Below are 23,631 nucleotides of genomic sequence, written 5' to 3'. Positions count from 1 at the left end.
CAGCAGGTGCGGGGACGGATGCGGTACGCGTGGTGAATGGCGAGCCTACCCGCTCCTGCTGCCCCAAACGGGTGACTCGGATCGCATCAGCTCGCTGACCTGGAGATCATCCCGCGCGTCTGTGTTGTTTGGGACGAGATCGTTTCTCTACGTACATCCGCTCGTCGGCGGACTTCAGCACTTCGTCGGCCGTCATCCCGCAGTGCGCCCAGCCGATGCCGAAACTGGCGCCGACGCGGACGGCCCGGCCCTCGGCGCGGATGGGCTGGATGATCTCGTTGCGCAGGCGTACTGCGAGGTCGGCGGCGTCCGCGCGACCCAGGCCGTCGGCGAGGATCACGAACTCGTCGCCGCCGAGCCGGGCCACGGTGTCGCCGTCGCGGACCTGACGGGACAGCCGGCGGGCGACCTCGATGAGGACCGCGTCACCGGCGTTGTGCCCGAACCGGTCGTTGATCGACTTGAAGCCGTCGAGGTCGCAGAAGAGGACCGCGAGCCCCTTGGTGCCGTCGTCGAGCTCACCCTCAGGGGCGACGGTGTGCACATGGTGGTCGAAGGCGGCGTCGAACGCCTCGGTGCCGGGCCGGAAGTCGAAGCCGTGGCCGTTGGCGTCGTAGGCGGGCTGGCCGAAGGCCGCGTCGATGGATTCGAGGGCGGCGTGGGTGGGGCGCTTGCACAGCCGCGCGGAGAGCCGGGCGCGCAGCTCGGCGGAGTTCGGCAGGCCGGTGAGGGAGTCGTGGGAGGCCCGGTGGGCGAGCTGGAGCTCGCGGCGCTTGCGGTCCTCTATGTCCTCGACATGGGTGAGGAGAAACCGGGGGCCGTCGGCGGCGTCGGCGACGACGGAGTTGCGGAGCGAGACCCAGAGGTAGGTGCCGTCGCGGCGGCCCAGGCGCAGCTCCGCGCGTCCACCCTCCGCCGAGGTTCTCAGCAGTGTCCCTATGTCCTCGGGGTGGACCAGGTCGGAGAAGGAGTAGCGGCGCATCGCGGACGCGGGACGGCCCAGGAGACGGCACAGGGCGTCGTTGGTCCGCAGGATCCGGCCGTGCTGGTCGCCGCCCATCTCGGCGATGGCCATGCCGGAGGGGGCGTACTCGAAGGCCTGCCGAAAGCTCTCTTCACTCGCCCTGAGTGCCTGCTGCTCGCGCTCGAGCCTGACCAGTGCGCGCTGCATGTTGGCGCGCAGGCGCGCGTTGCTGATCGCGATGGCGGCCTGGAACGCGTACATCTGCAGGGCTTCGCGTCCCCAGGCGCCCGGCCGGCGGCCGTTGCGCGGCCGGTCCACGGAGAGCACGCCGATCAGCTCGCCGCAGGCGGCGCCGCCCACGCCGGGCGTGAACATGGGGGCGAAGAGCCGGTCGGAGGGGTGCCACTCGTCCTCGAAGCGGGGCGCGGGGCCGTCGGTGTACCACTGCGGTACGTCGTCGTCGTCGAGGATCCAGCCCTCGGTGTGCGGGATGAAGACCAGGTCGCCCCAGTTCTCGCCCATGCTCAGCCGGCGCTCCCAGGAGTCGCGGGAGCCGACCCGGCCGGTGATGAGCGCCTCGGCGGCGGGGTTGCCGGCGAAGGCGGCGACGACGAGGTCGCCGTCGGGGCGGACGAGGTTGACGCACGCCAGCTCGTAGCCGAGGCCGGTGACCACTCCGTCGGCGACGGTCTGCAAGGTGTCCGCCAGGGATCGGGCGGTGTTCATGTCGGCCATGACCTGATGCAGTTGTCGCAGAGTCGCAAGACGGACGTAGGGCTCCGACTCGGTCTCCATGCTCGCCCTCCCCCCGAGACCTCGCAGCGAATCAAGGGTTCTCATCGGCGTATCGTTCTGGCAGCTTCCCCGCCACTGAATCACAGCGCGCTCCCCACTCGGTACACAGGGTCAACAATTAGTACCCCTTGTGACTCAAGTCACAGCGAAAGATGAACAATTGAGTGGGGTTTCTGCGTTTTCCCTGTGCGTTTACTGAACGCAAACTTTGTGGGTTTGTGGAGGTTCGCGGGGAGGGGCTGGTCGGGGGTCCTAGGTCGGAGATCGGGTCCCGGCTCGGGCGGAGGTCCGATGCGGTCCGCATCGGTCGGACACTAGCGTTCCCGACGTGCCGAACACTTCTCCGATCACCGCCGTGACCGCCTACGGGCATCCTGTGGGGGTGAGCAACGACGAGTTCCGCGCCGCCATGTCACGGCTGGCCGCGGGTGTGGTCCTGGTGACCGCCTACGAGCCCCCGCTCGACGCCGAGGGGCCCAAGGGCGAGGACGTCGGCATGACGGCCACCGCCTTCATGTCGGTGTCCCTGGACCCGCCCCTGGTGCTGGTCAGCCTGCGCGAGGGCTCCCGTATGGACGACCTCCTCGACGAACAGCCCCTGTGGGCCGTCTCGGTCCTCTCCGAGAGCCAGCGCCACATCGCCGGCCGCTTCGCCATGAAGGGCCGCATCAGTGACCGCCTCCTCTTCGAGGACATCCCCTGCATCCGGGGCGAGGCCACCGGCTCCCTCCTGGTGGGCGGCGCCCTGGCGACCCTGGAATGCCGAACGGAACAGCGGGTCCGCGCGGGCGACCACACCCTGGTGATCGGCCGGGTCCTGACGGCAGGGGTCCTGAGCGCGGACGGCGGCCCCCTGACGTACTTCAGGGGCCGCTACCGCCAGCTGGACTGACGGGACGGGCGGCCACCTGGGTTCCTGCCGACGGGAGTTGGGACGGACCCCGCCCATCACCGAACCGAGCCCCTCCCCGCGCCTACCCCTTCCCCGTGGCTAGACGAGCTCGATGTCGAGGGCGGCCACGCGCGCGGGGTCGGTCACGACGTCGATCACGGCGATCCGGTCCCGTACGAACGTGAAGGCCAGCGCCCGCTCCACCCGCCCGTCCACCAGCACCGCGAGCCCCGTGACCCCGTCGACCAGCGCGGGCCGCGCGACCAGGGCGAGGCTCGCGAAGCTCGTCGCGCCCTTCGCCACCGCAAGGGCACCCGCCGTGACACCGACCTCGGCACGCGCCACGACGTCCGGGTCGAGCACGTCCACCAGCGCGTCGAAGTCGCCCCCGCGCGCGGCGGCCAGGAAGGCGTCGACGACCTCCCGCTGCCGGACCAGGTCCGCGTCGGGCGCCGGCGCGCCCTGCACCCGGCGCCGGGCCCGGCTGGCGAGCTGCCGCGTCGCGGCCGGCGTACGTCCCACGATGTCGGCGACATCCTCGAACGGCACCGCGAACAGGTCGTGCAGCACGAACGCCAGTCGTTCGGCGGGCGTCAGCGTCTCGAGTACGACGAGCAGCGCGACGCCGACCGAGTCGGCGAGCAGCGCGTCCTGCTCGGGGTCGGGGACCACGCCGGGCAGCGGTACGTCCGGCTCCAGCGGCTGCTCGGCACGTGCCTTGCGGGAGCGCAGCATGTCCAGACAGACCCGCCCGACGACCGTGGTGAGCCAGCCCCCGAGGTTCTCCACCTGCCGGGTGTCGGAACGGCTCAGCCGGAACCACGCCTCCTGCACCGCGTCATCCGCCTCCGCACGCGACCCGAGCATCCGATGGGCGACGGCGTTCAGATGCCCCCGGTACGCCTCGAACCGCTCGGCAAGGAACTCACTCTCGCTCATCCGCCTCTGACCTCTCGTCGCGTCGCCGGGGTGGTCTCAACGGTCTGACGAACGGGAGCGCGCAGATGTGACAGGGGTACGCCTCGGCGCGCGCCGTTCCTAGCCCCAGTCGCGGCCCGTCCTGCCCCGCTTCGTCTCCGCCCGCTGCTTCTTCTCGCGCAGGCGGCGTTCGTTGATGCCTCGCGGGATGCGGGTGGCCCTGCGGGGCTTGGGGGGTGGGGCGGTGGCCTCGGCCAGGAGGGCGGCCAGGCGTACGGCGGCGGTCTCGCGGTTGCGCCACTGGGAGCGGTGCTCGGAGGAGCGGACCGTGACGACGCCGTCGACGAGGCGGCCGGCCAGGCGTTCCAGGGCCCGCTGCTTCCACACCTCGGGCAGGGACTCCGTCTTGGCCAGGTCGAAGCGGAGCTCCACCTGCGAGTCGCTGGTGTTGACGTGCTGGCCGCCCGGTCCGGACGACCGCGAGAAACGCCACATGAGCTCGGCCTCGGGAAGGGAGACGGAGCCGCGGATGACGTGAGGACCGGACATGCCCCCTATGGTCGCGCGGCTGACCCGCACACGTCACGCGAATATCCCCGTCCCCGCGCCTCGTGCCCCTCACTCCCGCTTGGTAAAGAAAGTAAAGAGAGCTGGAACCTTGGTGCCCCGCTCCGCGTTCTTGGGGGTAGATGTAGCTTCGAGCCCGTACCGCCTGTGCAATGCATAACGAGGGAAGGATCCCAACCATGGCTGTAAGCCTGTCCAAGGGTGGCAACGTCTCGCTCAGCAAGGAGGCTCCGGGCCTGACTGCCGTCACCGTGGGCCTGGGCTGGGACGTCCGCACCACCACCGGCACGGAGTTCGACCTCGACGCCTCCGCGATCGCCGTCAACCCGACGGGCAAGGTCTACTCCGACGGCCACTTCGTCTTCTTCAACAACAAGCAGACGCCGGACCAGACCATCGTCCACACCGGTGACAACCGCACCGGCGAGGGCGCGGGCGACGACGAGGCGATCAACGTCAACCTGGCGGGCCTCCCGGCCGACGTCGACAAGATCGTCTTCCCGGTCTCGATCTACGACGCCGAGAACCGCTCGCAGAACTTCGGCCAGGTCCGCAACGCGTACATCCGCATCGTCAACCAGGCCGGCGGCGCCGAGATCGCGCGCTACGACCTGTCCGAGGACGCGGCCACCGAGACCGCCATGGTCTTCGGCGAGCTGTACCGCAACGGCGCCGAGTGGAAGTTCCGCGCCGTCGGCCAGGGCTACGCCTCGGGCCTGGCGGGCATCGCGTCGGACTTCGGTGTGTCCGTCTGACGTCCGACCGACACAGACACACCACGCTGCGCAGGAACCCCCGGCTTCGGCCGGGGGTTCCCGCGTTGTGAGGGCCCTTGCGGTGCGCGTAGCCGGGTGCGTCGCGAGGTGTGTGGTGACGAGGCCGCGCATGACGTGTGCGCGATACGTTGCCCCGCATGATCCTCGCCCCCCTCCCTCTCACCCCCGACCGCGACATCCCGGCCCCCGTCCTCACCGAACTCGCCGCGCTCTACGCCGCCAACCGTGAGTTCCACGCCCTCAGCGGGGACTTCCCGGACCCGGAGGACGTGCGCCCGGAGCAGGTGGCGGCAGCACTGGCCGGCGATCTCGCGGAGCCGGGCGCCGAGGTGCTGCTCGCCCGCAGCGAGGGACGGCTCGTCGGGATCGTGATCACACTCGCCCACCATCCCGACCCGGCCGACCCGGACCCCTGGATCGGACTGCTGATGGTGGACGCGGACAGGCAACGCCAGGGGTACGGGCGGCGGTTGGCGTCCCTGGTCGAGGACCGTTTCCGCACGGCGGGCCGCGGCGCCGTGCGGCTCGCCGTCCTCGACACCAACCCCAAGGGCCTCGCCTTCTGGACCGCCCTCGGCTACGAGGTGATCGACCACCGCGACGACCGCGCGCTCGGCCGCCCCTGCGCGGTCCTGCGCAAGCCGCTGCGCACGCCCCGCCGCGCCGCCCGGGTCGCCGTGCTCGACCCCGAGGGCGCGGTCTTCCTCCTGCGGTACGACAACGTCGAGGTCGGCGTGCACTGGGCCATGCCCGGCGGCGGCCTGGAGCCGGACGAGAGCCCCGTCGAGGGCGCCCTGCGCGAACTGCGCGAGGAGACGGGCTGGACGGACCTGGCGGCGGGCCCGCTGCTGTGCACGTGGGAGCACGACTTCACGCACGCCTCCGTCGGCCCCGTCCACCAGCACGAGCACGTCTACGTCACCCACGGCCCGCGCCGCGAACCCACCGGCCCCCACCTCGCCGCCGTCCACGCCGAGGACCGCATCCTCACCTGGCGCTGGTGGACACGGAAGGAGCTCAGGGAAGCGACGGAGGCCATGTGGCCACCGGACCTCGCACGGCGGCTCGACGAGTTCGACGGGGTCTGATCCCGATGGAGTGGACGACCCTCGCCGGTACCGGACTGGGCGCGCTCGTCGGTATCGGCTCGACCCTGCTCGCGGACCGTGCCCGCTGGCGCCGGGACTCGGCCGACCAGGCCCGGCAGGAACGCAAGGAGATATACGTCAGCTGCCTGACCACGTTCCGTCAGGCCCACGAGGCCATGCGCGCCGTCGCCACCGGTGACCAGCAGCGCGAGGCGGCCGCCGTCGACGCCGCCGTACGGGAGGCGTTCCGCGAGTCGGGCTGCAACGAGGCCCGCGAGACGGCTCTGATCTGTGTGCCGCCCTCGCTGGCCGCCACGATCGAGGACGCCTATCTGAACCTGCGGGAGATCCGTGACGCGCTCGCCGCCGGAAACCCCCTTTCCTCACCCGAGTACAAGGAGTCCCGCCGCGCCCACACCCGCACCGTCAACACCGCCCGCGAGGCCATGCGCCACGACCTCGAACGCCGGCCCTGACCGGTCGGCTCAGCGGTGCTCCGGCTTCCCCTGCCCGTACAGCCACTCCTCCCAGATCGTGTCGAAGTCCTCGTCCGGCGCCTGCTTCTGCACGTACGCCGTGAAGTCGTCGGTGTCCGCGTTGCCGTGGCGGTGGGCGGCCGTCCAGCCCTGGACGATGTCGTAGAAGGTGTCGTCGCCGACGGTCTGCCGGATCTTGTGGACGACCATCGCGGCGCGCTGGTAGATGGGGCCCTCGTCGGAGATGTGCGCGGCGCTGGTGGGCTTCGCCGGCGGGAAGGACCAGAGGTCCTCGAATCTGTCCTCGCCGTGGTCGTAGAGCGCGTCGAACGTCTCCTGGGCGCTGTCGCCGCCCTCGTCCTCCTCCCACAGCCACTCCGCGTACGTCGCGAAGCCCTCGTTGAGCCACATGTCCCGCCAGGTCCGCGGCGTGACGGAGTTCCCGAACCACTGGTGCGCGAGCTCATGGACGAGGAGCCCGGTGTCCGGGGCGCCGGGGAAGAAGGGGCGGTTCTGCGTCTCCAGCGCGTACCCGGCGTCGTGCTCGCCGCCGACGATCGCGCCGGTGGAGGAGAAGGGGTACGGACCGAAGTTGTACTCCGCCCACTCCATGACCTCCGGCAGCCGGGCCAGGGTCTTCGCGCTCGCCTTCGCCTGCCCCGGGGCGAGGGCCGTGTACACCGGGAGGTCACCGGCGGTGGAGCGGCGGATGTCGTAGTCGCCGACCGCGAGCGTGGCGACATGGCTCGCCATGGGCTCGGCGGTGCGCCAGGTGAAGGTCGTACGGCCCTTGCTGGTCGTCTCACCCGTCAACTCCCCGTTGGACACGGCCCGCAGGCCCTCCGGCACGGTGACCGCGATGTCGTACGACGCCTTGTCGGAGGGATGGTGGCTGCCGGGGAACCACGCCATCGACCCCGTCGGCTCGCCGAGTCCGACCGCGCCGGTCTCCGTGGGCAGCCAGCCCTCCTCGGAGCCGTCCGGGTCGGTGATCGTCTGCGGGGTGCCGGAGTAGCGGACCCGCACCTCGAACGTCTCCCCCTCATCGAGCTCGTCCCCCGGACGTACGGTCAGCTCCTGCCCGGACCGGTTCCAGCGGGCCTTCTCGCCCTCGACCGTGACCTCCTCGACGTCCAGCCCCTTCAGGTCCAGGTCGAAGGCGGACAGGTGCTGCGTGGCCCGGGCGGTGACGGCCGCCGTGCCGGACAGGTGCTCCGCGTCGGGGTCGTAGGACAGCCGCAGCGCGTAGTGGGCCACGTCGTACCCGCCGTTGCCCGCCTTCGGGAAGTACGGGTCGCGCACACCGGAGCCGCCGGGGGTGCCCTGCACTCCACTGCTGGTGCACGCCGAGAGCGCGAGAGCGAGCAGGACGGAGGCACAGGCCGGGACAAGGCGCACGGAACGGGACATGACCGCGATCCTAGGGCGGCGCACCACCACCCCATCGCGGCTGCGGACCCGGCGCACGGTCGCCCCGTCCGTCCTCCTGCCGCGCCGTGACACCATCTCGTACGTGCTCGACATCGGCTACGCCCTCTCCAACCGCTTCCCGGACCCGCCCCAGACGGACTACCGCCGCGCGGACGTCCACGCGCTGCGCCACGACCTGTTCTGCGGTGACGTCTATCTCGCCGACACCAAGGCGGACCGGGAACTGTCCACGGCCTGGGGATGGGTGCCGGTGCTCGACTTCGCGTGGGCGCTGTGCGACATCGCGGAACGCCTCGACCGCGACCCGGCCGGCTCCCGGGCCTCCCGCCCCCAGCACGCGGAACTCGACTTCACCGAGTCCACCGACCGCATGCTCTTCGAGCGCCGCTTCGGCTGGGTCGACATCGAGTCCGACTGGATGCCGGGCGAGGAACCACCCCTGACCTTCTCCCACTCCGAACTGCGCCGCGAGGCACGGGACTTCCTCCACGACCTGCTCGCCGACCTGTGCGACCTCCACGACGACCTCGCCGAGAACCCGGCGATCTGGACGCTCCAGGCCCGCTTCCCCAGAGTCCGCTGACCGCTCCCGGCGTCAGTCCCCGGCCGGCCCGAACGTCGCCCCGCCGAACACCATCAGCTCCTCCAGCAGCAGCCCTTCGGGCAGCTCACCGCGGGAGAGGCCGGTGTATCCCGTGCTCAGCCGACGGCCGTCCAGACCCAGCGTCTCCATCACGTCGTAGTGCTGGTCCTCCGCGAAGACATACCGCCCGTCCCTGCCACCCTCCTCCGGGTCCAGGGCCATGCGGCGCAGGACGGACTCCAGCACCGCCCGGTCCACCGGAGCTGCCGCGAACGGCAGGAACGCCTCGGGATCGGCACCCTCGGGATCGGGCCGCACGGAGTCCCCGCCCACCGGATTGCCGTCCTCGTCGGTCTCGCCCTCGCCGAAGTACCCGGGACACGAGTCGTAGAAGTGCCGCTCCTCGCCGTCCTCGAAGACCCGTAGATCCAGCACGTCCGAGTCATGTACCTACGCACTCAGCGTGGCCGCCCCCAGCAGCCGGCTCAGCGGTCCGGCCAGCTCGATCGCGTCGGTGTCCGGGTCAGGGAAGAAGAGCACCGTGTGCCCGGGGCCCGCCGGTATCGCGTACCCCCGCAGCGCCCCGCCGTCCTCCGCCGTCGCCCCGGCGAGCAGCGGCACGGCCTCGGCGCACTTCCGCGCGACCAGGACATTGCCGTAGAAGGTCCCCACCCCGTCAGCCCTCCACCCTGATCCCCATCTGGCCCGCCAGCACCGGTGCCAGATCCAGCAGTTGTGCGGTACTGACGACCGCCCCCGCAAGCCGCTCCACACCCCGCGCGATGTCGATCTCCACCGCGCCCCGCAGATCCACGTCCGTGAGCGTCACCCCCGTGAGGTCCGCCCGCTTCAGCGCGCAGTCCACGAACTCCACCCGCTCCAGCCGGGCCCCGCCGAAGTCCGGCTCGACCAGCACGCAGCCCTCGAAGACGACGTCCCGCAGGTTCGCCGCCCGCAGGTTCAGGTAGTCGATCTTGCCGCCGCGGATCACCACCCGCTCCAGGACCGCCCCGTGCAACTGCACCCCGCCCAGCCGGGCGTCGATCAGCTCCACGTCCCGCAGGGTCGCCTCGGACAGATTGGTCCCCACGCCCCGGACGCCGGTGAGGACCGAGTCCAGCAGGCGCGCGTTGCGCAGCCGCGTCTCGTCCAGCGCGCACCCCGTCAGCGCGCAGTCCATGAAACGGGCGCCCGAGGCGTCCTGGCCCGCGAAGTCCGACTCCGTGAACTCCAGTCCGTCGTAGTCCCCGTCCGGCTCCAGCCCTCCGCCGTCGTACGCCGCCAACGGAGGCAACCGCACCTCCGGCCGCCGCGCACCCTTCACACCGGTACCGCCCGCTCCGCCTGCCGCTCTCCTCGCCATGCCCCCATGCTGCACCCCAGCACTGACAACGCCCCGGGCGAACGCCCTGGCCTGCGAGGACTCCCCCGCTGTCACAAAACAGGGCGGCCGGTTCGTCGTACTCACGAAGAACCCCGCAGAACCACCGGCACGACCGACAAGGCGACCACGACCCGAGGGAGACCCCAGCCATGCACCGCATCACCGTCATCGGCGGCGGCTTCGCCGGACTCACCGCGGCCGTCACCGCCGCCGAGGCGGGCGCCAAGGTCACCGTCTACGAAGCCCATCACACCCTCGGCGGCCGCGCCCGGACCGCCGAGGGGCCCTACAGGACGAACGAGGGCCCGCACGCCTTCTACAGCGGCGGACCGCACTGGTCCTGGCTCAGGCAGCGCGACCTCATCGGCCCGCTGGCGCCGATCCCGCCCCTGGAAGCGGCCCGGATGCGCCTGAGGCACCACGGCGTCCTGCGTCGCACCCCTCCCTTCGCCATGCTGAAGCTGCTGCGCCGCGCCTCCCGACAGGCGCCCGTCGACACCGACTTCCTCACCTGGGCCGCAGCGCAGGCCGGCGAGGAAGGCGCCCGCGCCGCCGCCCACTACTCCGCCGTCGCCCTCTTCCACCACGACCCCGGCTCCCTGTCCGCCGCGTTCGTACAGGAACGGCTGCGCCGCGCCACCAAGCTGCCGCCCGAGGCCCATTACCCGTGCGGCGGCTGGGCGAGCGTCATCGACCGCATGGCCGCCCGCGCCTGGAACCTGGGCGTACGGGTGGAGACCCTGTCCCGCGTCGACGCCCTCCCGACCGACACCCCCGTCGTCGTCGCCACCTCCCTGGACGCCGCCCGCCGGCTCCTCGCCGACAACACGCTGACCTGGGCCAGTGGCCGGACCACTCTCATCGACCTCGCCGTCCGCACCCGACGCGGCGACGCCTTCGCCGTCTCCGACCTCGACTCCCCCGGCTGGATCGAGCGGTTCACCGCCCAGGACCGCACCCTGGCCCCCGCCGGCGAACAGCTGATCCAGGGTCAGATCCCCCTCTCCCCCGACGAGTCGAAGGCCGACGGGATCGCCCGCGCCGAGCAGCTCCTCGACCTCGCCTTCGACGGCTGGCGCGACCGCGTCACCTGGCGCCGCGAGTCCGTCGCGGCCGGCCGTACCGGCGCCGTCGACCTGCCCGGTACCAGCTGGCGCGACCGCCCCGCCATCGACCGCGGCAACGGCGTCTACCTCGCCGGCGACCAGGTCGCCGCCCCCGGTGTCCTGTCCGAGGTGTCCTTCAACAGCGCCCTCACCGCCGTATCGCTGGCGCTGGGCCGGCACACCCTTGACCTCAAGCATGCTTGAGGTTGAAGAGTGAGGTCCCGACGGCCAGGGCCACCACGGCCCGGGCTCCGACAGACCACAGGGGGACCGCACATGCACGCCATCCGACTGCACGCCTTCGGCCCGGCCGAGAACCTCACCCACGAGGAGGTCGAGGCCCCGCTCCCGGGCCCCGGCCAGGTCCGTATCGCCGTCGAGGCGGCCGGCGTCCACCTCCTGGACACCGCACTGCGCGAGGGCGCACAGGGCCCCCTGCCCGCACCGACGCGGCTGCCCACCATCCCCGGCCGAGAGGTCGCCGGCGTCATCGAGTCCCTCGGCGACGGCGTAGCCGCCCTCTGGCTCGGCAGGCACGTCGTCGCCCACCTCGGCTTCGCCCCCGGCGGCTACGCCGAACTCGCCGTCACCGACGTCGACCGCGTCCACGAGATCCCGGCGAACCTCGACGCCGCCGAGGCCGTCGCCATGATCGGAACAGGCCGTACGACGATGGGGATCCTCCAGTTCGCCGACCTCGGCCCCGACTCGGTCGCCGTGATCCCGGCCGCCGCCGGCGGCATCGGCACGCTCCTCGTGCAGTACGCCAAGAACGCCGGCGCCACCGTCGTCGGTCTGGCCGGCGGCCCGCGGAAGGTGGCCCGCGTCGCGGAGAACGGCGCCGACCTCGCCGTCGACTACACGGACCCCGCCTGGCCCGACAAGGCCCGCGCCTTCCTCGGCGGCAGGCCCGCCACCGTCGTCTTCGACGGCGTCGGCGGCGAGATCGCCCGACACAGCACGGACCTCCTCGGCCCCGGCGGCAAGCACATCGTCTTCGGCTGGTCGGGAGAAGGCCTCCACGACGGCGAGCCCTACCTGATCGACGGCGTGTCCGAGCAGGTCCTGGGCCCCGTGATGATGCAGAAGGCCGGCGGCCCCAACCCCGTCCGCACCCTCGAACTACGCGCCCTCGGCGAGGCCGCCGCAGGCCGCCTCATCCCCGCGGTCCACCGCTTCCCCCTCGCCGAGGCGGCCGCCGCGCACCGGGCGCTGGAAACACGCGGCACCACCGGAAAGGTCGTTCTCGTGCCCTGACACGCGCAGATGCGATACGTACCGATTCATAACCTTCTGGCCAGGCGGGCGTCGCCCGAACGGACCAATCCACCGCAGTCACGGACCCTCGCCGCCTACACGCTCGCCTTCGGCGGACTCCTCCTGCTCGGCGAAGCCGATGACGGCGAGGCCCAGGGTCAGGAAGCAGCCGGCGCGGTCGCCCCCAGGACTCCGGCGCCAACCGCACCCTGATGGTCACGGCCGAACCACCACGCCGGGACACTCCGACGGGGACGACGCTGACGGAGTCGGTGGCCTGAACGCACAGAAGGGGCGACCGTCCGGCCGCCCCTCCCACCCGCCTCAGCGGCTCACTTCACGACCGCCTTGGTCGCCTTGCTCACCGCCGACCCGTCCTTGTGACCGGTACGGTGCGCGATCACCTTCACGGTGATCTTCTTGCCCTTCTGCGCCGACTTCAGCACCAGCGAGGACTTGGTGGCCCCGCTGACCGCCTTCCCGTTCGCGTACCACTGGTACGCGTACGAGGTCGGCGCCGGACTCCACGTCCCCTTCGACGCCTTCAGCGTCTTCCCGACCTTCGCCGTCCCGCTGATCACCGGCAGCTTGCTCGCCTTGGGCGCGTCCCCCTTGGCCACGGTCACCGCAGCCGAAGTCGCCGTCCCGCTCTGCCAGCCCTCCTTGACCGCGGTCACGGTCACGGTCAGCTTCTTGCCGACCACCGAGGCGAGCGGGGTGTACGACGTCCCGGTCGCCCCCGAGATCGGCTTGCCGCCCGCCTTCCACTGGTACGTGTACGAGGACGGGGCCGCCGACCAACTCCCCGGCGAAGCCGTGACCTTGGCTCCGACCTTGGCCGTGCCCGTCACCTTGGGGACGGCCGTGTTCGCCAGCTCGGGCCGGGGAGCCACGGTGAAGGTGCCGCGCGGGAACTCCCAGCCACGCGTGATCACGCTGACGTTCCAGGTACCGGTGGCCGCGCCGGTCAGGTCGAGCGTCGCGGTCACCGTCCGGTTGTCCGCGGAGACCGAGTCGGCCGCCGCCGTGATCGTCTTGCCGGACAGGCTGAGCCGAACGGTGACGTCGGGGCCGAGCGCGGTACCGGTGACCGCCAGCTTCACCTTGCCGCCGGCCACACCGGTGTCGGGACCGACCGCGGTGACGGCCGTCTCCTCCGTGCCGCACACCACGGACGTACAGGTCAGCTCGGCGCTGTAGGCGGTGCTGGACGCCTTCTCGGGCAAGCCCAGGACGAACACCGTCGGCGCGCTCTGCGAGGAGGAGCCGAGCGCGTCGCAGTCGTAGCCCTCCGGGATGTAGTGCGTGCAGCCGTTGGCCCAGGTCGCCGTGTTGTACAGCACCGGCACCGCCGTGGTGGTGGCACCGGCGGTGTCCTTGATCTCCGTCTCGAAGCGGTCGAACCCGGCGGTCGGCAGCGCCGCGCACACCGCGGTGTGCGACTCGTCCAACGTGCCGGTGATCGGCCCGTATCCGTAGGCCACGGACGGCACCTTCACGCACTCCGGCGCGGGACCGCCGGCGGTCGCGATCCGCAGAGCGTCCAGGCGGTACTCGGGCGCCGCCTTCAGCGTGACCGGCGTCTGCACGAGAACCTGATGGGTGGTGGACCCGGTGACCGCACAAGCGGAGTTACGGAAGGAGCACTCCACCCGGCCGTCCCCGGCGACGACCGCGCTGTTGGCGGTCCCGAGGGCGTCCCGCACGTTGACGTGCACGACATCGCCGGCCGCGGCGGTCACCTGGTGGCAGTTCAGCGTGCCAGGACCGTCGTAACCACTCCTCACCGAGGGCCCGCCGACCTTGGCCGCCGCGGTCCTCGTACAGCCCGCCGAGGAAGCACTCGCCGTGACGTCCCGCCGGGTCAGGCTGTAGGTGGCCGTCTCGTCCCGGCCGTTGACCAGCACGGTGTGGTCCTTGCCCGGGGTCAGGGAGCAGATGGCCCAGCCGTTGGTCGTGGCGGAGCGCTCACAGACCCGCTTGCCGTCGGAGTCCAGCACCGAGAACGCCGCGGAGGCCGTCCCGGAGGTGGCGATCAGCTGGAAGACCTCGGCGTCGGTGTGCGCATCCGCCGGAATGCCCAGGCAGTGCGAGAAGACGCCGCCGCCGGTGGTCGGCGTGGCCTTCGCGCCGCCCGCGCCGAAACTCCCGGCGGACAGAACCGGGCAGCCCTCGGCGACGTCGGTCCGGTGGAAGGCCACCGCGTAGGCACCCGTCGCCGAGTCACCGCTGTCCTCGGTGTGCACCAGGGCCCGGTAAGGGGCCTCACCGCTGAGCGCGCAGTCGCCCCCACGGAGCTCGCCCTTGTCGCACTGCGTGGCGCCCGTGCGGTCCAGGACCTCCACCTCGGGAGTCAGCCCGGCAGAGGAGAGCGAGGTGAGCGCGGCGATCCGGGCCCCCTGCGGGGCGGACAGCGCCAGGCAGTCGTACTGCCCGACCGAGCTCAACTCGCCCTTGTACAGACCGGTCCCGGTCGCCACGCACCCGTCGTCGGCCGCGCGGTCGAGGACGACCAGGCCGGCCCGCGTGTCACGGAAGGGGTACGTGCCGTCGAGGACAGCCGTGTACGTGCCCGGCGCCTTGATCCGGCACGGATCGGCACCGTACCGACACACGCTCAGCCCGGCCGCGTCGTACACCCGCGCCACCTCGACCTCCCGGTCCTCGCTCACCGAGTGCACGGTGTACGAGCCCGCAGAAGCGGCGGTGAAGGTGAAGCACGGGTTGGCGGTGAAGTCCTGCTGCTCCAGCGCGCCGTACGGGCGGACCGGAGTGACGGTGCAGCCCTGCGGGTCGCTGAGCCGACGCACCTTGACGCCGTACTCGGCAGGGAAGCCGTTCTCCGAGCGCGAGACGGTCGAGATCACCCGGTACGGGCCGTCGCCGGGCAGGACACAGCTGTCCTCGTCGTTCTCCGGGAACTGCTCGCAGATCCGGGCACCGGTCGCGTCGGTGATCCAGGCGCGGGAGTCGCCGTACACCTTCGAACCGTAGGTGAGCCGGACCCGGTCGCCGCGCTCGCCTTCGAAAGGCTGACAGTCGACCTCCACCTGGCTCACCGTCGTACGGGTGACATCCGGCTGGTCCCAGCCGGTGCCGACAGCGACCGCGCAACCCTCGTCCGAGCCGAGCGGCACAAAAGTCACCGAGGCGCTCTCGTCCTCCCAGCCGGTGTTGAGGACCCTCAACGTGTAGGTGCCGGCCGCGGGCACCGCGCACATGTCCCTCGTGGCGTACCCGTCGCCGGAGCAGTCCACCTGACTGCCATCGGCGGCGAACAACTGCCTGGCCATCGTGTTGCCGTTGCCGTCCATCGCCGGCGCCAGGTAAAGGCCGGGCGTCTCGACGGTGACGGTGTAGCAGGCGCTCGAATCGGGCGCGACGGTCGCCTTGCCGATCGCGTCCCCCGGGTCGCCGAAGGCCGCGAGCGCGAGCGGCGCACACTCCGCCTCGTCGGCGGCGACGGCCGGACCCGCCCCCGCCAGGGACAACAGTGAAGCGCACAGCGAGACGACAGCGGCGAACACGGCCGCACGCCTTCGTCCCATCCGTCTCGCAGGCGGACAGGAATCGTCGTCGGACACGTAATCCCCCCTGGAACATCGGTCGTTGAGGCGATGGTCGCACAGGGGTGTGACAGCGCTCTCACGAGTTTCCAGGGACGGCCGAAACCCTAGTGACGCCCGGCAATCCGGTCCGCGATCCGCGCCAACCGCGACGACTGCGCACCCTGCGTCGCCGCCTCCCGCCGATCGGCCGCCCGATACGTCGCGTACATCCCCTGCACCCCCAGCCACCGAAACGGCTCCGGCTCCCACTTGCGCACCTTGTGCCCCACCCACGGCAGACCCGTCAGCCCGGTCGTCCCGCCCTGCCCCGAGTCCAACTGCACCAGGTCCCGCAGCGTCCGCGCCGCAAGGTTCGTCGTGGCCACGCCGGAGCCGACGTAGCCCCCCGCCCAGCCCAGTCCCGTCGTCCGGTCCAGGGTCACCGTCGCGCACCAGTCACGCGGCACGCCCAGCACCCCCGACCAGGCGTGCTCGACCCGCAGCCCGGTCAGCGAGGGGAAGAACCGTACGAGAATCTCCCGCAGCGCCTCGATCGTCGCGTCCTGCGTCCGCCCGTCGTCGTCCGTCCTCGAACCGAAGCGATACGGCACCCCACGCCCGCCCAGCGCGATCCGCCCGTCCTCGGTGCGCTGGGCGTACATGTACGCGTGCGCCATGTCCCCGAGCGCCTCGCGCCCGTCCCAGCCGACCGTCTCCCACTGCTCGTCGGACAGCGGCTCGGTGACGACCATGGAGGAGTTCATCGGCAGCCAGGTCCGGCGCTGGCCCTTCAGGTTCGCGGTGAAGCCCTCGGTGCAGCGCAGAACATAGGGCGCGCGGACCGTGCCGTACGGCGTGACCGCGTGCTTGGGCCGGATCTCCGTCACCGGCGTCTGCTCGTGGACGGTCACCCCCAGCGCCTCGACGACCGCCGCGAGCCCCTTCACCAGCTTCACCGGGTGCACGCGCGCACCGTGCGGCGTCCACGAGGAGCCGACCGCGTCGGCGACCCGGATCCGCTCGGCGGTCCCGCGGGCGTCGTACAGCTCGCGGTCCTTCTCGCCGTACGACAGCTCGTGCGCGTGGAAGTCCTTCAGCCGCGCCAACTGCGCGGGCGTGGTGGCGACTTCGAGGACGCCGCCCTTGTGGATGCCGGCGTCGATGCCCTCCTCCTCGGCGGCGCGGACGACCTCGTCGACGGTGTCGTTCATGGCCTTCTGGAGGCGTACGGCGGCCTCGTGGCCGTGCAGCCTCGCATACCGGTCACGGCCGGCGACGCCGTTGTAGAGCCAGCCACCGTTACGGCCGGACGCCCCGTATCCGCAGAACTTCTGCTCCAGAACGGTGACCTGGAGGAAGGGCGCCGCCTTCTTCAGGTAGTACGCGGTCCACAACCCCGTGTACCCACCGCCGACGATCACGACGTCCGCGGTGGCGTCACCGCCGAGCGGTTCCCGCACCGCCGGGAGGCCGTCGTCCGCGTACCAGAAGGAGATGCCGCCGTTCACGACAGCGCGTTCCGAGCTGTTCATGGCCGGACGTTAACCCCTGACAGCACCCGCTGTCTCCTTCGGATCTCGTCGTCCCGCACGCCCCCTGACCAGCGGATAACGGTGGACCACTGCCGCAGGAGCTCCTCCTCGGACTCCGGCGGCATGTGGTGCAGGGCGACGGTCGTCCCGAACAGGGGCGCCAGCCAGATGTACGTGCCGGGGGGCGCCGCGGCCGTACGTCCACACCCTGTGGAAGCCCCGGGCAATTCACATGACCCGATTTACCCACGCCGATAGCCTCGAACGATGATCGACATTCCGGAGGGACTGGCGGCGGCGCAGGAGAAGTTCAACGGAGAGGCAGGGCGAAGATTCATCGCCGGACTGCCCCGACTGGCAGCGGACTTCCTGGACCACTGGGACCTACGACGGGACGGCGCCGCGATGCACGGCGTCACGGCGCTGGTCCTGCCGGTCGTGCGTCGCGCGGACGACCTCCCGGCCGTACTGAAGCTGCAACTGCTGGACGAGGAGAGCGAAGGCGAGCCGGCCGCGCTGCGGGTGTGGGACGGCGACGGAGCGGTACGCCTGCTGGACCACGACGCCGCGACAGGCACCATGCTCCTGGAGCGTCTGGACCCGGCCCGCATGCTCTCCGACGTCCCGGACTCCCGCGAGGCCGTCCTGGTCATCGCCCGCCTGCTGGCCCGCCTGACCTCCGGACCGGCACCGATGGGCATGCGCACGCTCGGCGACATCGCCGCGGCCATGGTGGAACAGACACCGCGGGCACTGGAACGGATCGCCGATGCGGAGGCGCGGAGACTGGTCGCCGACTGCGCGGCGGCGGTACGGGAGGTCATGGACGAACCCGGCGACCGCCTCCTGCACTGGGACCTCCACTACGACAACGTCCTGGCCTCAGCCCGTGCGCCCTGGCTCGCCATCGACCCCAAACCCCTCGCCGGCGACCCCGGCTTCGACCTCCTCCCCGCCATCGACAACCGCTTCGACCCCGACGAGGTGCGATGGCGCTTCGACGCCATGACGGACGTCCTGGGCCTGGACCGCCCACGCGCGCGTGCCTGGACACTGGGCCGCGTGCTCCAGAACTGCCTGTGGGAGATCGAGGACGGGCGCCCGCTGGAGCCGGAACAACTGGAAATCGCCCGACGCCTGAAAGGCCACCACCCTTCATGATCCGCACCGCCACCCCCGCCGACGTCCCCGTCATCCACGCCCTGGTCCGCGAACTCGCCGACTACGAGAAGGCCCTGGAGGAGGCGAAGGCGACCCCGGAGCAGCTCCACGAGGCGTTGTTCGGGGAGCGTCCGGCGGCCTTCGCGCACATCGCCGAGGACGACACGACAGGGGAGGCGGTCGGCTTCGCCCTGTGGTTCCTCAACTTCTCCACCTGGCGCGGTGTGCACGGGATCTATCTGGAGGACCTCTACGTACGCCCGGAGGCCCGGGGCGGCGGCCACGGCAAGGCCCTGCTGACCGAACTCGCGCGGATCTGCGTGGAGCGCGGGTACGAGCGGCTGGAGTGGTCGGTACTGGACTGGAACGCGCCGTCGATCGCGTTCTACGAGGCGCTTGGGGCACGTCCGCAGGACGAGTGGACGGTGTACCGGCTGACCGACGGGGCGCTGCGGACACTGGGCGGCCCGGCATGAGAAAGCCCAGGTCAGAGCAGGTCTGAGCCGGGCTTGAAAAGAGCCCCCTGTCGGATTCGAACCGACGACCTACGCATTACAAGTGCGTTGCTCTGGCCATCTGAGCTAAGGAGGCATGCATACGTCCACTGCGTACGCGCCCGTGCAGTGTACCCAGGTCCCGGCCACGCCCTGTCGAAAATTTCGGCGAAGTTCACATGCCCTCGACTACTGACAGATCGGGTAAACGCCAGGTACCGTCCCTCCCAGTTCACCTGTGTGGACTACACCACCACCTTCCTACAACGGATCGTCCGGCACGTTCCTGCCGGTAGAAGGGGGCCCATCACCATGGCCACTGTTTCGTTCGACAAGGCGACCCGGATCTACCCGGGCACCGAGAAGCCCGCCGTAGACGGTCTTGACATCCACATCGAGGACGGAGAGTTCCTCGTTCTGGTCGGTCCGTCCGGCTGTGGCAAGTCCACCTCGCTCCGCATGCTGGCGGGGCTCGAGGACGTCAACGGCGGTGCGATCCGCATCGGCGACCGCGACGTCACGCACCTGCCGCCGAAGGACCGGGACATCGCCATGGTGTTCCAGAACTACGCGCTGTACCCGCACATGTCGGTCGCCGACAACATGGGCTTCGCGCTCAAGATCGCCGGTGTGCCGAAGGCGGAGATCCGCCAGAAGGTCGAGGACGCGGCGAAGATCCTCGACCTGACCGACTACCTGGCCCGCAAGCCGAAGGCGCTCTCCGGTGGTCAGCGTCAGCGTGTCGCCATGGGTCGCGCCATCGTGCGTGAGCCGCAGGTGTTCCTCATGGACGAGCCGCTGTCCAACCTGGACGCCAAGCTCCGTGTGTCCACGCGTACGCAGATCGCGTCCCTGCAGCGCCGTCTCGGCATCACCACCGTCTACGTCACCCACGACCAGGTCGAGGCCATGACGATGGGCGACCGCGTGGCCGTGCTGAAGGACGGTCTGCTCCAGCAGGTCGACACCCCGCGCAACATGTACGACCGTCCGGCGAACCTGTTCGTCGCCGGCTTCATCGGCTCCCCCGCGATGAACCTGGTCGAGGTCCCGATCACCGACGGTGGCGTGAAGTTCGGCAAGAGCGTCGTGCCGGTCCAGCGCGAAGCGGTCTCCGGCATCACCGACAAGACGGTGACCGTGGGTGTCCGTCCGGAGCACTTCGAGGTCGCGGGCCCGGACGCGGACCTGGGTCTCGCGGTCACCGTGAACGTGGTCGAGGAGCTGGGCGCCGACGCGTACGTCTACGGCACCGCCAAGCTCGACGGCGACTCCAAGGACCTCGTCGTCCGTGTCAGCGGCCGTGACGTCCCGGAGAAGGGCAGCACGCTGCACGTCGTCCCGCGCTCGGGCGAGACCCACGTGTTCTCGACCTCCACGGGTGAGCGTCTCTCCGACTGACCCACAGGCAGTACATCCCGGGTAATTTCACCCAGGTTGACGAAGAGGGCCCCGCAGCCTGCTGCGGGGCCCTCTTCGTTGTCGACAAATACCCCGGCAGACCGGGCATTTCGAGCAGTGTGCGTCAACGCCTTACCCAATTCGAGGCACCAGTTCATCCCCCGAACCGGTGACTAAATGTCGCCAAATCATCACCCCGCGCTACCCTCACACGCGTGAAGCACTCCACTAACCAACAGACGCGACGCGGCCGGGGCCCCGCCCGCCGTATCGGCCGCACGCTCGCCCTTGTCCTGCCCGTCGTCCTGGTCCTCTCCGGGACCCTCGCGGTCACCCGAGTCGACTGGTCGGGGGATCCCTCGGGCTCCGTGCTCACCGCCTCCGACGTCTCGGCGGCCGGCGCCTCCTCGAAGACCAGGGCACGTGCACCTCAGGACGTCCTGCGCGACAAGCTCCTGACCGAGCTCCAGGAGGAGAACCCGGGCATCGCCCTCACGCACCTCCAGGAGGCCGTGAACGGCCGCCCGACACTTGCCAAGCACTGTGCGTCGATCGCCCGGGCGCTCGGCCGCGCGGCGGTGCGGGTGTACGGCCCGACGCGTGCGCAGTCGTACGCCCGGCCCGTCTGCGACACCTCCTTCGCGACGGGTGTGGCGGCGGCGCACAGCTGAGGCCATGGCCTCCTCCCGATCGGGAGGAGGCGTCCATTCCGCTTGTGGAAAGTTACGGCTGAATAAGGAACGGTTACCGGCAGAAGCCGCTAGCGGGACGCCGCGTACAGTTCGGTCATGACCGATCCGAACGCCGCGTCCCGCCCCGTTCAAGCCGTTGTCCTGGCAGGTGGCCAGGGCTCTCGGCTGCGCCCGTACACCGACGACCGGCCCAAGCCGATGGTCGAGATCCCCGGGACGGGGACTCCGATCATCGGCCATCAGCTTGTCTGGCTCGCCGAGGAGGGCGTGACGGACGTGGTGGTCAGCTGTGGCCATCTCGCCGACGTCCTGCAGAAGTGGCTGGACTCGGCCGATCTGCCCGTGAACGTGACGACGGTCGTCGAGTCGGAGCCGCTGGGCCGCGGTGGTGGCCTCAAGTACGCGGCGGCGCGTCTTCCGCACCCGGACCAGCCCTGGTACGCCACGAACGGTGACATCTGGACCAGGTTCTCGCTGCGTGAGATGGCGGACTTCCACGCCGAGCGCGACGCGGTGGCGACGCTGGCGTTGGCGCGGCCGCGGATTCCGTGGGGAGCCGTGCAGACCGACGGGTTCGGGCACATCACGGACTTCATCGAGGCTCCGCCGACGACGTACGAGATCAACGCGGGTGTGTACGTCTTCTCCCCGGAGTTCGCCTCGATGCTGCCCGAGCGGGGGGACCACGAGCGGACCACGTTCCCGCATCTGGCGCGGGAGCTGCGGCTTGCCGGGTATCCGATTCCGCAGGGTGCGTACTGGCGGGCCATCGACACCGCGAAGGATCTGACCGAGGCGGCGAAGGAGTTGGCGGCCCTGGGGCGCTGAGCGTCACGTCGCAGGAAGGGCCCGGCACTCACGTGCCGGGCCCTTCGCGTCTTCGGGTCAGCCGGTGGGCTGCTGTCCCAGAATGCCTCCCACCGGCTCAGCTACCCCAACAGGCCGCCTACCAGGCCCGGTTCACCGGAGGAGGAGCCTCCGGTGTCCGAGCCGCCTGTCGTGCCGCCGGTGCCGCCCGTGGAGCCGGTGCCGCCGGTCGGTCCCGAGCTGGTGCTGGGGGCGCCTCCGGTCGGGGAGGACTGCTGGGGCGGGGCCTGGCCGGTGCCCTGGGTCTGGCTGGGGGTGGTGGTGCTGGTGTCCTTGGTGGCGCCCGGGGTGGTGGCGGCGCCGGAGGGGCTGGCCGTGCCCGCCGTGGCGCCCTGGGTGGGCGAGGTGGAGGCGGACGGGGTCTTCTTGCGCTTGCCGGGTTCCTGCGGGAGCGGGGAGCCGGGGAGTTCGTTGCGCGGGGCTTCGCCCGGACCGGGGACGATGATGCGGTCGGCGTCGCGGACGGCACCGCCGAGCATCGAGCCGATCAGCAGGGTGAGACCGATGACGACGGCCGTGACGAGGGCACCTCGGCGCAGGACGTAGCGGCGCAGTTCCCAGAGGTCGGAGCGGGGTCCGAGGCGGCGCCAGGCGCTGCCGGCGAGGCGTCCGTCGATGGAGTAGACGGGGGCGCCGGCGATGATCAGCGGCGACCAGGCGGCGAGGTAGATGATGTCGGGCGCGTCGTAGACGGGGACGCTCTTCCAGCTGACGGTGAGCAGGAGCGCGGCGGAGAGCAGTGCGCCCACGGCGGCGCCGACGCGCTGCCAGCAGCCCAGGATCGTGAGGACGCCCACGATCACCTGGAGGAAGGCGATGACGAGACCGGAGCCGACGGGGTGCTGGAGGGCGAACTGGCGCAGTGGTTCGGCGACTTCCCAGGGGTGCAGGGTGTTGAGCCACTTGACCATGGAGCCGCGCTTGCCGCCGTCGAAGTAGACGGGGTCGCAGAGCTTGCCCATGCCGGCGTAGATGGAGATGAAGCCGAGGAAGATGCGCAGCGGGAGGAGGACGACGCCCAGGTTCATGCGGCGGCCCGGGTAGTAGGCGTGCCGCGCGGGGTCGACGCCGTGACGTCGGGGCGTGCCGGTGTCACCGGATCGCGCCGCGTCCTCGAACTCCTCGTCGCCGTAGGCGAGTTCCTCGTCGTAGGCGCTGCCGACGGTCCGCATGTCGGGCAGGAGGCGGGGTTCGTCGCCGTCGTAGGTGCGCTGGGCGCCGACGACGGGGGTCTCGACGGTCTGGGCCAACTCGTCGTCGTAGACGTCGATTCGGGGGATGACCTGAGTGGCTCCGGCGTCGGCGGCGGGCTCGTCGACCGGGCGGACGCCGCCGCCGCGCACGGCCTGGAGCAGGCGGTGGGCGCCGGTGTCGTCGGGGGCGGACTTGCCGCTCCAGACGACGGGGCGGCGGCGGGCCGCACCGGTGGCCGTGGTTCCCACGGCGGGCATCCGGGCGGTGTCCTCGGCGGCGCTCAAGTGCCGTGCGATCCGCGGGGATTGGGCGGCACGTCTCGTCGACGCGCCCAACTGCACGCGGAAGCTGGCGTGATTGACGATGACCTGCGCCGGATCGCTCGGCACCTTCACCATGCTCAGCGCGGGAGCGTCGTCGAATCCGGAATCGAATCCCGACGAGCGGTCCCCCGTGGGTGTGCGGGGTGTTCTGGTGTCCACACTCATCTAACCGAGTGACGTGT

General features: G+C 71.0%; 23 protein-coding genes and 1 tRNA gene. 12 read left to right on the top strand and 12 right to left on the bottom strand.

Annotated features, from left to right (window positions below; translation table 11 throughout):
• Positions 1–106 precede the first annotated feature (106 nt).
• Positions 107–1,759 carry a diguanylate cyclase CdgB gene (gene cdgB / locus ACWD3I_RS03690; protein WP_365400867.1) on the bottom strand — a complete coding sequence of 551 codons (1,653 nt, stop codon included), beginning with the start codon at positions 1,757–1,759 and terminating at the stop codon, positions 107–109.
• Positions 1,760–2,141: 382 nt separating this feature from the next.
• Here cdgB and ACWD3I_RS03685 point away from each other — a divergent pair, with 382 nt between their 5' ends.
• Positions 2,142–2,651, top strand: coding sequence for a flavin reductase family protein (locus ACWD3I_RS03685; RefSeq protein WP_451084034.1), 510 nt, complete (start codon positions 2,142–2,144; stop codon positions 2,649–2,651).
• A gap of 99 nt (positions 2,652–2,750) precedes the next feature.
• On the opposite strand, the gene ACWD3I_RS03680 is transcribed toward ACWD3I_RS03685, so the two are convergent.
• Positions 2,751–3,590 (bottom strand): sigma-70 family RNA polymerase sigma factor, encoded by an 840-nt coding sequence (locus ACWD3I_RS03680; protein WP_365400873.1) that lies wholly within the window; start codon positions 3,588–3,590, stop codon positions 2,751–2,753.
• Positions 3,591–3,689: 99 nt separating this feature from the next.
• The gene (arfB, locus tag ACWD3I_RS03675) at positions 3,690–4,127 is read right to left on the bottom strand and encodes an alternative ribosome rescue aminoacyl-tRNA hydrolase ArfB (RefSeq protein WP_327722528.1); all 438 of its coding nucleotides are present in this window, start codon (positions 4,125–4,127) and stop codon (positions 3,690–3,692) included.
• 188 nt (positions 4,128–4,315) lie between these two features.
• Between arfB and ACWD3I_RS03670 the strand changes: the two genes are divergently transcribed.
• The 3 genes from ACWD3I_RS03670 to ACWD3I_RS03660 all read left to right on the top strand — a co-directional run bounded on the left by ACWD3I_RS03670 (position 4,316) and on the right by ACWD3I_RS03660 (position 6,476).
• Positions 4,316–4,891 carry a TerD family protein gene (locus ACWD3I_RS03670; protein WP_266825449.1) on the top strand — a complete coding sequence of 192 codons (576 nt, stop codon included), beginning with the start codon at positions 4,316–4,318 and terminating at the stop codon, positions 4,889–4,891.
• Between the two features lie 158 nt (positions 4,892–5,049).
• A complete protein-coding gene (locus ACWD3I_RS03665) occupies positions 5,050–6,000 on the top strand; it encodes a bifunctional GNAT family N-acetyltransferase/NUDIX hydrolase (RefSeq protein WP_365400876.1) in 951 nt (316 codons plus the stop codon).
• Positions 6,001–6,005: 5 nt separating this feature from the next.
• On the top strand, positions 6,006–6,476 hold the full coding sequence (locus ACWD3I_RS03660) for a hypothetical protein (protein ID WP_365400879.1): 471 nt from the start codon (positions 6,006–6,008) through the stop codon (positions 6,474–6,476).
• 9 nt (positions 6,477–6,485) lie between these two features.
• Here ACWD3I_RS03660 and ACWD3I_RS03655 read toward each other — a convergent pair whose 3' ends face one another.
• Complete coding sequence (locus ACWD3I_RS03655; protein ID WP_365400882.1) at positions 6,486–7,886, bottom strand: M1 family metallopeptidase; 1,401 nt, start codon at positions 7,884–7,886, stop codon at positions 6,486–6,488.
• A 103-nt stretch (positions 7,887–7,989) separates the two neighbouring features.
• Here ACWD3I_RS03655 and ACWD3I_RS03650 point away from each other — a divergent pair, with 103 nt between their 5' ends.
• A complete protein-coding gene (locus tag ACWD3I_RS03650) occupies positions 7,990–8,490 on the top strand; it encodes a hypothetical protein (RefSeq protein ID WP_266899513.1) in 501 nt (166 codons plus the stop codon).
• Positions 8,491–8,502: 12 nt separating this feature from the next.
• Here the strand turns inward: ACWD3I_RS03650 and ACWD3I_RS03645 are convergent, their stop codons facing one another.
• From ACWD3I_RS03645 to ACWD3I_RS03635, 3 genes are read right to left on the bottom strand one after another with little or no spacing between them, the layout of a single operon-like run.
• Positions 8,503–8,925 carry a hypothetical protein gene (locus ACWD3I_RS03645; protein ID WP_365400885.1) on the bottom strand — a complete coding sequence of 141 codons (423 nt, stop codon included), beginning with the start codon at positions 8,923–8,925 and terminating at the stop codon, positions 8,503–8,505.
• A gap of 15 nt (positions 8,926–8,940) precedes the next feature.
• Positions 8,941–9,162 (bottom strand): hypothetical protein, encoded by a 222-nt coding sequence (locus tag ACWD3I_RS03640; RefSeq protein WP_365400888.1) that lies wholly within the window; start codon positions 9,160–9,162, stop codon positions 8,941–8,943.
• Positions 9,163–9,166: 4 nt separating this feature from the next.
• A complete protein-coding gene (locus ACWD3I_RS03635; RefSeq protein ID WP_365400891.1) occupies positions 9,167–9,853 on the bottom strand; it encodes a pentapeptide repeat-containing protein in 687 nt (228 codons plus the stop codon).
• A gap of 170 nt (positions 9,854–10,023) precedes the next feature.
• Between ACWD3I_RS03635 and ACWD3I_RS03630 the strand changes: the two genes are divergently transcribed.
• Both ACWD3I_RS03630 and ACWD3I_RS03625 read left to right on the top strand, forming a co-directional pair.
• Positions 10,024–11,184 carry an FAD-dependent oxidoreductase gene (locus ACWD3I_RS03630; RefSeq protein WP_365400894.1) on the top strand — a complete coding sequence of 387 codons (1,161 nt, stop codon included), beginning with the start codon at positions 10,024–10,026 and terminating at the stop codon, positions 11,182–11,184.
• A gap of 72 nt (positions 11,185–11,256) precedes the next feature.
• Complete coding sequence (locus ACWD3I_RS03625) at positions 11,257–12,237, top strand: zinc-binding dehydrogenase (protein WP_365400897.1); 981 nt, start codon at positions 11,257–11,259, stop codon at positions 12,235–12,237.
• A 332-nt stretch (positions 12,238–12,569) separates the two neighbouring features.
• Here the strand turns inward: ACWD3I_RS03625 and ACWD3I_RS03620 are convergent, their stop codons facing one another.
• The 3 genes from ACWD3I_RS03620 to ACWD3I_RS03610 form a co-directional block, all read right to left on the bottom strand.
• Positions 12,570–15,764, bottom strand: coding sequence for a Tat pathway signal protein (locus ACWD3I_RS03620; RefSeq protein WP_365400899.1), 3,195 nt, complete (start codon positions 15,762–15,764; stop codon positions 12,570–12,572).
• A 146-nt stretch (positions 15,765–15,910) separates the two neighbouring features.
• Positions 15,911–17,317 (bottom strand): NAD(P)/FAD-dependent oxidoreductase, encoded by a 1,407-nt coding sequence (locus ACWD3I_RS03615; protein ID WP_365400902.1) that lies wholly within the window; start codon positions 17,315–17,317, stop codon positions 15,911–15,913.
• Positions 17,314–17,544 carry a rhomboid-like protein gene (locus tag ACWD3I_RS03610; RefSeq protein WP_365400905.1) on the bottom strand — a complete coding sequence of 77 codons (231 nt, stop codon included), beginning with the start codon at positions 17,542–17,544 and terminating at the stop codon, positions 17,314–17,316. Before ACWD3I_RS03610 ends, ACWD3I_RS03615 begins: the two co-directional genes overlap by 4 nt.
• A gap of 40 nt (positions 17,545–17,584) precedes the next feature.
• Between ACWD3I_RS03610 and ACWD3I_RS03605 the strand changes: the two genes are divergently transcribed.
• Together ACWD3I_RS03605 and ACWD3I_RS03600 are read left to right on the top strand one after the other, a co-directional pair.
• Positions 17,585–18,478, top strand: a complete 894-nt coding sequence (locus tag ACWD3I_RS03605; protein WP_365400908.1) for an aminoglycoside phosphotransferase family protein — start codon at positions 17,585–17,587, stop codon at positions 18,476–18,478.
• The gene (locus ACWD3I_RS03600) at positions 18,475–18,954 is read left to right on the top strand and encodes a GNAT family N-acetyltransferase (protein WP_365400911.1); all 480 of its coding nucleotides are present in this window, start codon (positions 18,475–18,477) and stop codon (positions 18,952–18,954) included. The genes ACWD3I_RS03605 and ACWD3I_RS03600 overlap by 4 nt, the downstream gene beginning before the upstream one ends.
• A gap of 41 nt (positions 18,955–18,995) precedes the next feature.
• On the opposite strand, the gene ACWD3I_RS03595 is transcribed toward ACWD3I_RS03600, so the two are convergent.
• A tRNA-Thr gene (locus tag ACWD3I_RS03595) sits at positions 18,996–19,069 on the bottom strand.
• Positions 19,070–19,284: 215 nt separating this feature from the next.
• Here ACWD3I_RS03595 and ACWD3I_RS03590 point away from each other — a divergent pair.
• The 3 genes from ACWD3I_RS03590 (at position 19,285) to ACWD3I_RS03580 (ending at position 21,893) form a co-directional block, all read left to right on the top strand.
• Positions 19,285–20,373, top strand: a complete 1,089-nt coding sequence (locus ACWD3I_RS03590; protein WP_365400914.1) for an ABC transporter ATP-binding protein — start codon at positions 19,285–19,287, stop codon at positions 20,371–20,373.
• A 215-nt stretch (positions 20,374–20,588) separates the two neighbouring features.
• On the top strand, positions 20,589–21,044 hold the full coding sequence (locus tag ACWD3I_RS03585; protein WP_365400917.1) for a hypothetical protein: 456 nt from the start codon (positions 20,589–20,591) through the stop codon (positions 21,042–21,044).
• 117 nt (positions 21,045–21,161) lie between these two features.
• A complete protein-coding gene (locus ACWD3I_RS03580) occupies positions 21,162–21,893 on the top strand; it encodes a nucleotidyltransferase family protein (protein ID WP_365400920.1) in 732 nt (243 codons plus the stop codon).
• Positions 21,894–21,994: 101 nt separating this feature from the next.
• Here ACWD3I_RS03580 and ACWD3I_RS03575 read toward each other — a convergent pair whose 3' ends face one another.
• On the bottom strand, positions 21,995–23,614 hold the full coding sequence (locus tag ACWD3I_RS03575) for a DoxX family protein (protein WP_365400923.1): 1,620 nt from the start codon (positions 23,612–23,614) through the stop codon (positions 21,995–21,997).
• Between the last annotated feature and the right edge of the window lie 17 nt (positions 23,615–23,631).

The sequence above is a fragment of the Streptomyces sp. NPDC002817 genome (assembly GCF_053592055.1).
The sequence above is the reverse complement of the archived record's forward strand: the minus strand, read 5'-3'. Positions and strand labels throughout refer to the sequence as shown.